Raw genomic sequence first — 12,283 nt, forward strand, 5'->3', positions numbered from 1 at the left:
GCGTTGATTGCACGGCGCATTCCCGGAGGCGGCATCGTGGAGGGCTGTTGCTACCGCTGGGCAGTAATTTGCGGTGCCGCTGAGTGCATCCGAGCCCGTCTGATCTGACCGAATGTCAGGAGCGCGACTCCGGGTACCCGACGAAAGACTAGGGACGCGGCCAGTTCACGAGTGCCACGTGTAGGGCGTCAATGACGCGCGCCCAGGAGCCCTCCACGTCGCCGGAATGCACGAACGCGCCCGACATCTCTAGGTTCGCGAAGCCGTGGAACGTGCTGCCGAGAAGGCGCACCGCATGTACGTCCTCGCCTTCCGGCAGCTTGTACTCGCGCAGAATCGACCGCGTGAGTGCGCTGTGCCGCATGGCCGGTGCGGCTGCGAGCGACGACGCGTCAATTCGAAGCCCGGCCGCCGCGTATCGGCCGGGATGCTCCTTGGCGTAATCCCGATACGCGGCCGCGAACGCAACAAGCGCGTCCTTCCCCGCGCGCCCGGCCAGCGCGTCTGCCGCCCGATCCGCGAGTTCGGTCAACGCCAACGCCGCAACGCGCACGCGCAGCTCATCCGCGCTCTTGATGTGCGAGTAGAGGCTCGCGACCGTCACGCCGAAGCGCCGCGCCAACGCCGAGACGGTGACCTGCTCGAACCCGACCTCATCGGCCAGCTCCGCTGCGGCCTGGGCCAAGCCCTCGACACTCACACCTGCGCGCGCCACGTGCGACCTCCATCGAACCTAAAAGCCTTAGGAAGTTGCATAATACCTCTAGGCATGCTTGGCTGCCGACCATGAGACCCGTCACTGAGAGCGAAATCCGCACCTGCTTCGTCAACTGCTCGAAGGGGGAGGCGCTGCGGATGAACCTGCCACGCGACTTCGCCGACGTGCCGTGGGAGGATCTGGACTTCCTCGGCTGGCGCGACCCTGGCGCGCCCGACCGCGGATACCTCGTGGCGGAGCGAGGAGAAAAGGGGTTGGTCGGCGTATCGCTGCGCAGCGCCTCGGGCGGCGGACGTGGATTCACCGCGCGCAGCATCTGCAGCATCTGCAAGACCACCCGCACCGGCGGGGGCGTAGCGCTGCTCAGCGCGCGCAGGGCGGGGGAGTCCGGCCGCAACGGGAACACGGTCGGCCAGTACATCTGCTCCGACCTGGCCTGCTCGCTCTATGTTCGCGGCAAGAAGGTTTCCGCAGGCACGCTGCTCGACGAAACGCTGGAGACGCAGGCGCGCATCGCGCGGGTCGAAAAGGGCCTGGACGCCTTCCTGAACAAGATCACCGCAGGATGATGCAGAATTTCCCCGCCGACGTCCCCGTGGCCGTCTTAGTGTCGAAGGACCTCGGCGTCGTCGTCGGGATCGCCCAACCGCGGTGAGTGCTGTTTATCGTGGGCGACTGATTATGGTGGGCGATGGCCGGAGTGCGACTGCTCGTCCTGACTGGGCCGGTCCGGCCTCGCGCCTACCTGCGCCAGCCCGAATGGCGCGGAAAAATAGCCGCGCGCAAGTGAGATTGGCAAGCACGTGCTCACGAGCACCAGCTGAGGCCATCGTGGCCGGCCCGGATGCAGCAACCTTCGATGGCGCTGCTGCTCGATCACCCGTGCACTGCGAACTTCTTCGATTCAGGGCGCATCAGAGCCCAGGTCGCGAACGTGATGCGCGCGCTGGCTGGGTCCAGGCCGCCGCGAGCTGCCCCCACCGTGCCCTCGCTCCGCGCCCACCCCTTACCCCGAGCGCTACGAGCTGTTTCGCGATTGGGTTGGGGGCGCATCGGGCCCCGGCGCCAGAACGTGAGCGTCTCTATTTCTGGCCCGACTTTAAGCTGGTTCCACCCGTGACCCCGCTCCGTTCCCGTTCCTCATCAGAGCGCACCCTCGTGTGCCGCCTGCTTCCGGAGCTACCACGCCCCGGCACCCGCCGAACCCGACGGTTTCCACGGACCACCACGGCGCGGCCACCATGTGCGCCGCGCAGCCGCGTCTCAGGGCACAGCGATAGATTCGGCCCGGGCTCGTTCAGGACCCGGCGATGAACGGCTCGGCACCTGCCGTTCATCGCCTCGTCTTGCCGCGTTATCCGATGCCTGCGGCGTTTTTGGTTTTTGAGGATGCTTTACTTCGCAGAACCTTTCCAGTTTCTCAACGCAGCGCGGCCACCGCGCGCGGGCGCGGGATGCGGCGGCCGAAGGACGAACCTGTCGCCAGCTCCCGATCGGCCTCGCTCAGCCCGCCCCAGACGCCGAACAGCTCAGGGGTGCCGAGCGCGTGCGCACGGCACTCGCGCAGCACCGGGCACGAGGCGCAGATCTGCTTCGCCTCGCCCTCGCGGGCCTCGCGGTCCCGCGTGCGCTCCTTCTCCGGCCCGAAGAAAAGCCGCGCGTCCGCCCCCTGGCACCGCGCCTGCTCCTGCCAGCCCAGACGCAGATCCGCGATCGCCGGGATCCGCGCCGCGTTGCGCGCCGACCGGCGCTCCGGCAGCAGCGCGAGCCCGCCGCTCACGGAGGCGCCCGCCATGGAAGCAGCGGCCGTTTCCGTTCGAGTCATGTCGTCTTCCCCTCCACTCGACTCGTCTTTCAAGGCGTCAAACGGACGACGCCGAACGGGTGTTCCCGCCGTTCGGCTAAATCTCGATCCGGTCTCGGCCTACTGAATACGACGACTGCGGCGCTCGAACCGTTCCCGATTCGCGCCCCCGATTCGCTCTTTTCCGCCCCCGGCGGCGCGCCACCCCTCTCACCAGGGGGCGCGCGCGTCCTCGCGCACGGCGCACTTTGCGCCCGTGCACTCCCTCGCGGGGGTGGTTTCATGCAATTGCAGCCCGCATATGCGAGCGGATGGCTACCTTCTGTCATATGACAGCACCGCAGCCGGAGGATCGGCGGCACACCCCGGACGGGCAGACCGACGTGGTGACGCTGCGCGAACTGCGCCGACGCCGCTACTGGACCCAGGCCGACCTGGCGCTCGCCTTCGAGGAGCGCTCCCGCCAGGTCGGGCGGGCCCTGTCGCTCTCGGTGCGGCAGGTGCGCCGCTGGGAGGGCGCCGATCCGCCACTGCCGCTGCCCGCGTACCAAGAGGTCCTCGAGTCCCTCTTCGGCTTGCCGATCGAGCGCATGGGCTTCCCGGCCCCGTGGCCGGGCGCTCCGCGGCACGAGCTGGACGAGGAGACAGGACCGCCTCCAGGGGGAGCGAACATCGCCCGGTCGTACCACGACGACCGAGAGAGAGCAGAACCAGTGAAAAGGCGTCAGTTCGTCGCCGGGGCCGTGGCCCTCGGTTCAACCGCGAGCGTATGGGCCGAACAGGACCGGCCGGCCGCGGCGGCGACGCGGACCGAGCGGGCGGGGACCACCGCCCTCGGCACGGCGGCCCGGCGTTCCGCCCTGGACCCGCAGGCCGTTGCGGGGTACGCGGCGATCACCGCGCAGCAGCGCGCGCTGTACTGGACGGTGCCCGCAGAGACAATGATCGATCCGGTCCGCGCGCACGCCGAACTCGGCACCGAGTTGCTGCACGCGACCGGTTCCGGGATGCTGCGCGCCCGGCTGGCCGCGCCGGTGGCCGAGACCGCCCTGCTGGCGGCACGGCTGTCGTTCTTCGACGTGAAACGGGCCGACTGGGCCGCTTCGTTCTTCGACACTGCCCGGCAGGCGGCGCGCGAGGCGGGCGATCCGGCGCTGCTGAGCGCTGTGCTGGCCACGGCGGCGTTCCCGCCCGCCTTCGCCGGCGTGGCCGGGCAGGCGAGGTCGCTGATCCGGCAGGCGCTCGAGGTCGGCCTCCGCGGCGCCGGAGCCGAGCAGCGTTCCTGGCTGTACGCGGTGCAGTCCGAGGTCGAGGCCAGGCTGGGCGACGGCCGTGCCGCCACCGAGGCGATCGCCCGCGCCGAGGCCGAGCTGGGCCGCGGTGGACCGTCCCGTCCGGAGTGGCTGGACTACTACGACGCGTCCCGGCTGACCGGGTTCTCCGGCTTCTGCCAGCTGGCAGCGGGTCGGCCGGGCCGGGCCGCCGAGGCGCTGGAGCACAACCTGCGCGGGTTGACCCCGGCGGCGGGCAAGCAGCGCTCGATCACCCTGGCCGACCTGGCCGGCGCACGGGCCAGGCAGGGCGAGTACGAGGAGGCGGCACGGCTGCTCGAAGCGGCCGTCGACCAGCTCGGTCGCCACTGGTACGCCACAGGCCTAGACCGGGTCGACGCCGTGCACCGGCGGCTCGAGCAGGGCGGCGCGCCGAGCCGCATCCTGGACTCGCTGACCGATGCGAGGCAGGCCCTGGTCGCCGCCTGACCGCGGATCCGCAGACTGCCGCCCTCGGGCGCCGAACCCACGGCGCCCGGGGGCGGTTTCCACTCGCGACGGTAGGCACCTGGGGACGCCCGCAGCCAAGGCGCGCTCGCCGACCGGAACCTCGGCCCGAACCGCTCGACATCCACCAGGCTGTTCGAGACGATGCACCACGCGTCACGGCGTGGCTAAATTCAGCATCAAGTCGGAAGAAAATTCGCAGACCTGCAGCTTTTGCGTGCTGCGGGGCCGGCGTAGTGCGCCGAATCGCTGCGGAAAACTGCACTTGAGCAGCGGTACACCGGCCTGGGCACAGGCACGGCGGCGCAGTCCACCGGCGCCACCTGCCGATGTGGGTGGGAAGATCGAGCTGTGAGTCAACGCGGGAAGCTACGGGTCTACCTGGGCGCCGCCCCTGGCGTCGGGAAAACCTACAAGATGCTCGAGGAGGCGCAGCGTCGCGCCGGGCGCGGCGCCGACGTCGTGATCGGGTTCGTCGAGACGTACGGCCGCGAGCAGACCGCCCGCATGACCGAAGGTCTCGAGGTCGTGCCGCGGCTGACCCGCGTCTATCGAGGCGGCACGTTTGAGGAGATGGACCTCGACGCCGTCCTCGCCCGGCACCCGCAGGTCGCGCTGGTCGACGAACTCGCGCACTCGAACGTGCCCGGCGGCCGGCACGAAAAGCGCTGGCAGGACGTACAGGAGTTGCTCGACGCGGGCATCGAGGTCATCACGACGGTTAATGTCCAGCACCTGGAGACGCTCAACGACGTCGTGCAGCGCATCACCGGCGTCGCCCAGCTCGAGACCGTGCCCGACGAGGTCGTACGCGCCGCGGACCAGATTGAGCTCGTCGACATGTCACCCGAGGCGCTACGCCGTCGCCTCGCGCACGGAAATGTCTACGCCGCTGAAAAAATCGACGCCGCCCTCGGCAACTACTTCCGCCTCGGCAACCTGACCGCGCTACGCGAACTTGCGCTGCTGTGGGTGGCCGACCGCGTCGACGAGGTGCTCCAGCAGTACCGCGAAAAGCATGGCATCGGCCGTGTCTGGGAGGCGCGCGAGCGCGTGGTTGTCGCACTGCCCGGTGGGGCGTCGGGCGACGCGCTGATCCGCCGCGCTGCCAGAATCGCGGCGCGCGCGTCTGGGGGCGAACTCATCGCCGTGCACATCGCCCGCTCGGATGGGCTGTCCGGCGACACGAGCCCGACCGCCCTCGCCGCGCAACGGCACCTGGTCGAGACGCTGGGCGGTACGTATCACACGATCATCGGTGACGACGTGCCCCGCGCGCTGATCGAATTCGCGCAGGCAAAAAACGCAACGCAGCTCGTCCTCGGCACCTCCCGGCGCAGCCGGTTCAACCGCTTCCTGACAGGGCGGGGGATCGGCGAGACCACGACGATGCTCTCTGGGGACATCGACGTACACATGGTCACGCACGCGAATCCCGCGCGGCGGCGGCGCGACTGGGTTCCGCCCAACCCGCTGCGGCAGGCCGCATGGGGTTCCGGCGGACGCTGGCGCGGCATCGCGATCGCGGTCATCGCGCCGCCGATCCTCGCCGCGATCCTGTCGGCGGCCGGTCACTCGCTGAGCCTCGACGTCGCCAGCGATATTTTGCTCTTTCTCACGCTCACGGTCGCGATCGCCCGGCTCGGCGGCATGGTCTCCGCGTTCGTCGCGGCACTGTGGAGCTCGCTGCTGCTCAACTACTACTTCATCCCGCCGACGCATTCGATCACCATCGCGGAGGCGAACAACGCGATCGCGTTGGTCGTGTTCGTCATCGTCGGCCTGACGGTTGCGTCGGTTGTCGACCTGGCGATCAGACAGACGCGCAGTGCGGCCCACGCCTCGGCCGAGGCGGAGACGCTGAACGCCTTCGCCGTGGCCGTGCTCCGTGGCGACGAGGCGATCTCGGCACTGCTGGAGCGATTCCGCGAAACGTTCTCGGTGTCGTCGGTCAGCCTGCTGCAGCGCGCAGAGTCCGACGCACCGCGTCTTCCCGACGAGATCGACGACCCGAGCCGCTGGACGCTCGTGGCCGCGACCGGCGCCGACCCCGCCCTCAGCCCCGGCGGCGCCGACACCGTCATCGACGCCGGCCCGAACGCCGTACTTGCCCTTCGCGGCCGCACCCTACCTGCCGCCGACCAGCGCGTTCTCGCAGCGTTCGCCGCTCAGGCCACCGCGGCTCTGGAGCGCCGTCGACTGGCCCGGGAGGCGGCCTCCGCACAAACTCTCGCCGCCGCTGACAAAATGCGCACGGCACTGCTCGCAGCCGTCTCGCATGACCTGCGCACCCCGCTCGCCGCGGCCAAGGCGTCGATCAGCACGCTGCGCGACCCCGAACTCGAGGTCCCGGCCGAAGACCGCGCTGAACTGCTGGAGGCTGCGGAGGAATCGCTCGACCGCCTCACGCGTCTCGTCGAGAACCTGCTCGACATGTCCCGCCTGCAGGCAGGCGCGCTCAAGCCGAGGCTGGAACCGGTCGCGATCGAGGACATCGTGCCCAGGGCGATCGACGATGTTCCCGACGCGGCCGGCCGCGTGCGCTTCGAACCGCCCGAGCCGGATCTCCCTGCCTCCCTCGTCGACGCCCCACTGGCGGAACGCGTCGTCGCCAACCTGATCGGCAACGCCGTCACTCACACCGCCTCGACAGTCAGCGTCACGGTCTCGGCGCTGGGTGACCAGGTCGAGGTGCGGGTCATCGACCGCGGGCCGGGGATTCCGGAGGCAGACTGGGACCGGGTCTTCCGCCCGTTCCAGCGGCTCGGCGACCGCGACAACACGAGCGGCGTCGGCCTCGGCCTCGCACTCTCACGGGGACTCGCGGAGGCGATGGGCGGCACCCTCGTGCCCGAAGACACCCCCGGTGGCGGCGTGACGATGGTGCTTTCAGTCCCCGCCGCACCCCCACACCAGCCGCATCCTGCCGCAAGGGACGGCGAAGCGGGAGAGGGTGCCGGTAGCAGGGCGAATATCGCGTCACTCAGCGGCGTTACTGGCGCTACCAGCGGTACTAGCAGTGCCAGTGATGAAACGGGCGGTGGTGCCGACGGCAGCGGCGTTTCCCCCACCAGCACCGGAACGAGCGCGAATACCGGCACAAGTGCCACGTCGAACACGAATGACGTACGGGAGGCAACCCGATGATGCGGGTTCTGGTGGTGGACGACGAGCCGCAGTTGCTCCGCGCCCTGCGGATCAACCTGTCGGCACGCCGCTACGAGGTCGTCGTCGCCGTCGACGGCGCGTCCGCACTGGAAGCCGCCGCCCGCCACCTGCCCGACCTCGTCGTCCTCGACCTCGGCCTGCCCGACATGGACGGCGCCGACGTCATCGCCGGCCTACGCGGCTGGACCAAGGTCCCGATCCTCGTGCTCTCCGGCCGAGCCGACGCCTCCGACAAGGTCGACGCCCTCGACGCCGGCGCGGACGACTACGTCACTAAGCCCTTCTCGATGGAAGAGCTGATGGCCCGCCTTCGCGCCCTTCAACGCCGCGTCGAATCCGAAGCCGGCGCCGACGAGCCGGTCGTACAAATCGGCCACTTCAGCGTCGACCTGAGTGCGAAGACCGTCACCAAAAGCGCCGCTGCCCCGGCCGGTACTCCGGACGCCGTTCACCTCACGAAGACCGAGTGGGCTGTCCTGGAGGTCCTGGTTCGCAACCCCGGCAGGCTCGTATCCGGCAAGCAGTTACTCCAGCAGGTCTGGGGCCCCGCGTACGAGTCGGAGACCAACTACCTGCGCTTCTACCTCGCCAAGCTGCGCCAGAAGCTCGAACCCGAGCCGTCGCACCCGCGTCAGTTGCTGACCGAACCCGGGATGGGCTACCGCTTCCAGCCATAGGGCAGACGACACGATGGGCTGTACCCCGTGGTGTGGACACCTGAATACTTGGGCCTTGCATGGCCTGTAGGAAGGGGTCCCGATGGGACAGCGAGGGCGTCCATCCCTGCGTACCGAGGAGTTCCGGCGTGACGCGGTCGAGCTGGTGCGCTCGTCCGGTAGGCCGATCGCGCAGATCGCCGACGAGTTGGGGGTCAACCGGGAGACGCTGCGTTCTTGGGTGCGCCGGGCCGAGAAGGACCAGGCGCTTGCGCAGGCCGGGGTCGGCCGCGATGAGCTCGAGGAGCTCGCCCGGCTGCGGCGGGAGAACGCCGAGTTGAAGATCGAGCGCGAGATCCTGCGCAAGGCGGCGCAGTATTTCGCGCGGGAGATGGGTCGATGACCTGCCGCTACCGGTTCATCTCCGAACATGCGAAGCCGTACACGGTCAAGCGGCTGTGTCGTGTGCTGGGCGTGCACCGCTCCGGCTACACCCGGTGGGCTGCCGGCGCCCAGGCGCGTGCGGCGAAGGCCGCCGCGGACGCCGAGTTGGCCGAGGAGATCCGGCAGGTGCACGCGGATTCGCGCGGTACCTACGGGGTGCGGCGGATCGATGCCGAGATCACCGCGCGGCGCGAGGCGGCCGGGTGCGGCCCGGTCAACCGCAAGCGGATCGAGCGGGTGATGCGCGAGAGGCGGATCCAGGGCCGGCGTCGGCGGCGACGGGTGGCGACAACGGTCCAGGACCCTGCCGCCGCAGGCCTGCCCGACCTGGTCGGCAGGGAGTTCACCGCCGTGGGCCCGGATGAGAAGTGGTGTGGCGACATCACCTACGTCCCGGTCGGCACGTCGGGTTTCGTCTACTTCGCCACGGTGATCGACTTGTTCTCCGGGCGCCTGCTCGGGTGGTCGATCGCCACCCACATGCGCGCCGAACTCGTGCGCGACGCGCTGGCGGCCGCGGTCGCCGCGCGCGGAGGCGATGTATCAGGGGTCATATTCCACAGCGACCGCGGGTCGCAGTACACGTCGTTCCTGGTCGCCGAGTACTGCCGCGACCAGGGCATACGCAGGTCCATGGGACGGCGCGGGGTGTGCTGGGACAACGCCGCAGCCGAAAGCTTCTTCAGCAACTTCAAGCTCGAGACCTTATACGAGCTGGAGACCCGGCGGTTCGACGACGAGGGCCACGCCCGCCGAGAGATCTTCCGCTGGATCGCCTGGTACAACCACCGCAGACGCCACTCCCGCGCCGACTACCTCTCACCCGCCGACTACGAAAGCCGATACCGGCAGCAGTTCGACCACGCCAACCATAGTGCTACACTGATAACCATAGCCGCATGAAACCCGGTGACCACATCCCGGGGGACGGCCCACGACCCTGGAGCGTTACGTGCGGTAGTCTTGTATCTGACGTTCAGTCACCAAGGTGGGGTGTGGGCACAGACCTGTGCGCATGAACGTCAGCGGACCGGCACCAGCGTGCGACGCGGCGGGATTTTTTGCATCGGACTGCCAGGCCGCGATGCGCGGGGCAAAATTTCACATCGAGGCAGTGGTCCAGCGCAGCGGAAGCAAGGAACTGCATCAACAGGGGCAGGGGCGGCAGGGGCAGGGAAGCACCGTGGGACAGTGGACGCGTGACGGTGCCGTACGTCGCCGCATTGGCGAGGCGGTGGCGTAGGGCCGTATCAACGGCGTCATGTTGCCGGTCGACGGCGGGCGCGCCGTGTCTGGCCGCGACCCTGGAGAGAGCGGCGGTTGATCCAGGTCGCGATCCAGGTTTGAAGGCGGCGGCTTCGGTAGCGTGCGCTCCATGGAGAACATCGAGACGCACCGGCTCGTCTTGCGTCGTCCCGTGCTTGAGGACGCGCGTCCGCTGGCGGATATCAATGCCGATCCCGAGGTCATGAAGTACATCGGCAACGGCAAGGTGCGCACCGCCGAGGAGACGGCCGCGGGACTCGAAAACGCGATCGCCGCATGGAACGTGCACAGCTACGGTCAGTTTTCGATGATTCTGCGGGACACGGGGGAGTACCTCGGATGGGTGACCCTGGCCGAGCCGGCGTTCCTGCCCGAGGTGTTGCCTGCCGTGGAAATCGGCTGGCGTCTCGGCCGCAGCTACTGGGGACACGGCTACGCGACCGAGGGTGCGGAGGAAGTCCTGAGGTTCGGCTTCGAGTCGTGCGGACTCGATGAGATCGTCAGCATCCGGCATATGGAAAACGACGCGTCACGCCGCGTGATGGAGAAGCTGGGTCTGCACTTCGACTTCGAGACCACGGTCCCGGCGTACCGCCAGCCGGTCGCCGTGCACTCGATCTCCCGCGCGCAGTACGGCAGATTGCGGCGCGCGTAGGGCGGGCGCCGCACGTGGGGCGCCTTGCGCGGCGTCCCGGACGGCGCCGGAAGTACGTCAGGGGCCTGCTATGTACTGACGTACGTTGGGCGGGTGAAAAGACGCATACCTTCCGCGACCGTGGAGACGATCACCGTCACGGACGTTCGAGTAGTGCTGCCGTCGATCCTGGCCCGGCTCAAGCTGGGAGGACGGGATGCGACGCCGGTCCTGATCGGCCGGCACCGCGAGCCGATGGCCGTGCTCATTTCGATCGAGCAGTTCTACGAGTATTGCTCGCTGGTCGTCGCGGCGCTGAATGTCGCCGAGGCCGGGCGGCCCGGGAACGATACTGGACCCGGGGCCGACCCTAGGCCTCGGTCTGGTCCTAAGCCGGCGCCCGGTCCTGGATCTGGTCCCGGCTCTCGGCCAGGCCCTGGCCCTGGCGCTAGACCTGGGTCTGGTCCTAAACCGGCGCCCGGTCCTCCGCCTGGTCCCGGCGCTCGGCCCGGCCCTGGCCCTGGCGCTAGGCTTGGCCCCGGTCCTAAACCGGCGCCTGGTCCTAGACCTGGCCCCGGTCCTCGGCCTGGCCCCAGCCCTAAACCTAGCCCTGGGCCCGGTTCTCGGCCTGGCCCGGGTCCTAGACCTGGCCTCGGTCCCCGGCCTGGCCCTGGACCTCGGCCTGGCCCAGGGCCTGGGCCTGCCTGAGACTGGAATGGGACGCGGCCCGGGGAAAAGGGGCGCGGGCGTTGAGGCGCTGCTGGCTCGCATGGCGGTGTGGGCAACCCAACGTGGCGCTCGCACGGCGGTGTGGGCAACCCAACGTGGCGCTCGGGCGGCGGTGGGGGGCGGCCCGGCGTGGCGCTCGTGTGGCGCTTGCGTGGGACTCCCTAGATCGTGGGGGCGAGGCGCGAGCACCTAGGATCATGGCGTGATTACTGCTGCGCCGCAGGCGCTGGTGTTCGACTTCGACGGGCTGATCCTGGACACGGAGACTCCCGAGTTCCGCGCGTGGCAGGAGCTGTTTTCCAGGTACGGTGGGACATTGACCACGGCCGACTGGGCCCACGTGATCGGGTCGCTGGACTCGGGCTGGAATCCAGCGGTCGAGCTCGGGCGGCAGACGGGGCGGACGTTCGACGAGGCGGCGCTGCGGGCCGAGTGGAAACCGCGGCAGGTCGAGCTGTTGGCCGAGGAGACGATCCGGCCGGGCGTGCTTGAGCTGCTCAAGGAGGCCAGGCTGCGCGGCATCCGGCTCGCGGTGGCGTCGAGCTCGAAGCGGTGGTGGGTGCAGGGGCACCTGGAGCGGCTGGGTATATACGAGTCCTTTGACGCGGTGGCGACGGGGGACGAGGTCCCGCGGACGAAGCCCGATCCGGCGGTGTACCTGCTCGCGCTTCAGCGGATCGACGTCCTGGGCAACGCGGCGATCGCGCTCGAGGACTCGCCGAACGGGGTGCGAGCGGCTCAGGCAGCCGGGATGAGGTGCGTGGCTGTGCCGAACGACGTCAGCAGGCATCTCGACCTCTCGGCGGCGGATGGGATCCTCGACAGCCTCGGCGAGTTTGACCTGGAGAGCTGGATCTAGGCCGTGGGCTGTTGCTGCCGCGCCCGCGCCGATGCCCCTGCTCTGCGCAAGGATGTGGTCGCCCGGATGGTCACAGAGGGCTGAGAAATGAGTGGCGCCTGAAGCGGATAGGGCTTCGGAGGGCCGAAGGTTGGAGATCCGAAGGCTCGAGGCGTGCGCAGTGGAGTGGAAGGCTCGAGGCGTGCGCAGTGAAGTGGAAGGCTCGAGGTTGCGCAGTGAAGCGGAAG

At 69.2% G+C, this 12,283-nt stretch carries 9 protein-coding genes; 7 read left to right on the forward strand and 2 right to left on the reverse strand.

What is annotated here, in order from left to right; genetic code table 11:
• Positions 1-148 precede the first annotated feature (148 nt).
• On the reverse strand, positions 149-715 hold the full coding sequence (locus tag KDK95_RS12310; RefSeq protein ID WP_212518242.1) for a TetR/AcrR family transcriptional regulator: 567 nt from the start codon (positions 713-715) through the stop codon (positions 149-151).
• Between the two features lie 71 nt (positions 716-786).
• Between KDK95_RS12310 and KDK95_RS12315 the strand changes: the two genes are divergently transcribed.
• On the forward strand, positions 787-1,287 hold the full coding sequence (locus KDK95_RS12315) for an FBP domain-containing protein (protein ID WP_212518243.1): 501 nt from the start codon (positions 787-789) through the stop codon (positions 1,285-1,287).
• An 851-nt stretch (positions 1,288-2,138) separates the two neighbouring features.
• Here the strand turns inward: KDK95_RS12315 and KDK95_RS12320 are convergent.
• On the reverse strand, positions 2,139-2,543 hold the full coding sequence (locus KDK95_RS12320; RefSeq protein ID WP_212518244.1) for a WhiB family transcriptional regulator: 405 nt from the start codon (positions 2,541-2,543) through the stop codon (positions 2,139-2,141).
• A gap of 308 nt (positions 2,544-2,851) precedes the next feature.
• On the opposite strand from KDK95_RS12320, the gene KDK95_RS12325 reads away from it, so the two are divergent.
• The 6 genes from KDK95_RS12325 (at position 2,852) to KDK95_RS12350 (ending at position 12,056) form a co-directional block, all read left to right on the forward strand.
• Positions 2,852-4,282, forward strand: a complete 1,431-nt coding sequence (locus KDK95_RS12325) for an NsdA family TPR-like regulatory protein (RefSeq protein ID WP_212518245.1) — start codon at positions 2,852-2,854, stop codon at positions 4,280-4,282.
• A gap of 369 nt (positions 4,283-4,651) precedes the next feature.
• Positions 4,652-7,447 carry an ATP-binding protein gene (locus tag KDK95_RS12330; protein ID WP_212518246.1) on the forward strand — a complete coding sequence of 932 codons (2,796 nt, stop codon included), beginning with the start codon at positions 4,652-4,654 and terminating at the stop codon, positions 7,445-7,447.
• On the forward strand, positions 7,444-8,145 hold the full coding sequence (locus tag KDK95_RS12335; protein WP_212518247.1) for a response regulator: 702 nt from the start codon (positions 7,444-7,446) through the stop codon (positions 8,143-8,145). Before KDK95_RS12330 ends, KDK95_RS12335 begins: the two co-directional genes overlap by 4 nt.
• An 82-nt stretch (positions 8,146-8,227) precedes the next feature.
• Positions 8,228-9,471 (forward strand): IS3 family transposase gene (locus tag KDK95_RS12340; protein WP_372463314.1). Its coding sequence is split into 2 segments (ribosomal slippage): positions 8,228-8,506 and positions 8,509-9,471, totalling 1,242 coding nucleotides; the frame shifts between segments, so codons are not numbered across the junction.
• Between the two features lie 472 nt (positions 9,472-9,943).
• Positions 9,944-10,489, forward strand: a complete 546-nt coding sequence (locus KDK95_RS12345; RefSeq protein WP_212518248.1) for a GNAT family N-acetyltransferase — start codon at positions 9,944-9,946, stop codon at positions 10,487-10,489.
• Positions 10,490-11,399: 910 nt separating this feature from the next.
• Positions 11,400-12,056 carry an HAD family hydrolase gene (locus tag KDK95_RS12350; RefSeq protein ID WP_212518249.1) on the forward strand — a complete coding sequence of 219 codons (657 nt, stop codon included), beginning with the start codon at positions 11,400-11,402 and terminating at the stop codon, positions 12,054-12,056.
• The last annotated feature ends 227 nt before the right edge of the window (positions 12,057-12,283 follow it).

The organism is Actinospica acidithermotolerans (assembly GCF_018139625.1).
Classification (GTDB): domain Bacteria; phylum Actinomycetota; class Actinomycetes; order Streptomycetales; family Catenulisporaceae; genus Actinospica; species Actinospica acidithermotolerans.

What these genes read in the sequence shown, in the direction of transcription:
- KDK95_RS12315 (WP_212518243.1), top strand. Translation starts at nt 787, where the DNA reads ATGAGACCCGTCACTGAGAGCGAAATCCGCACCTGCTTCGTCAACTGC.
- KDK95_RS12320 (WP_212518244.1), bottom strand. Translation starts at nt 2,543, where the DNA reads ATGACTCGAACGGAAACGGCCGCTGCTTCCATGGCGGGCGCCTCCGTG.
- KDK95_RS12325 (WP_212518245.1), top strand. Translation starts at nt 2,852, where the DNA reads ATGACAGCACCGCAGCCGGAGGATCGGCGGCACACCCCGGACGGGCAG.
- KDK95_RS12335 (WP_212518247.1), top strand. Translation starts at nt 7,444, where the DNA reads ATGATGCGGGTTCTGGTGGTGGACGACGAGCCGCAGTTGCTCCGCGCC.
- KDK95_RS12345 (WP_212518248.1), top strand. Translation starts at nt 9,944, where the DNA reads ATGGAGAACATCGAGACGCACCGGCTCGTCTTGCGTCGTCCCGTGCTT.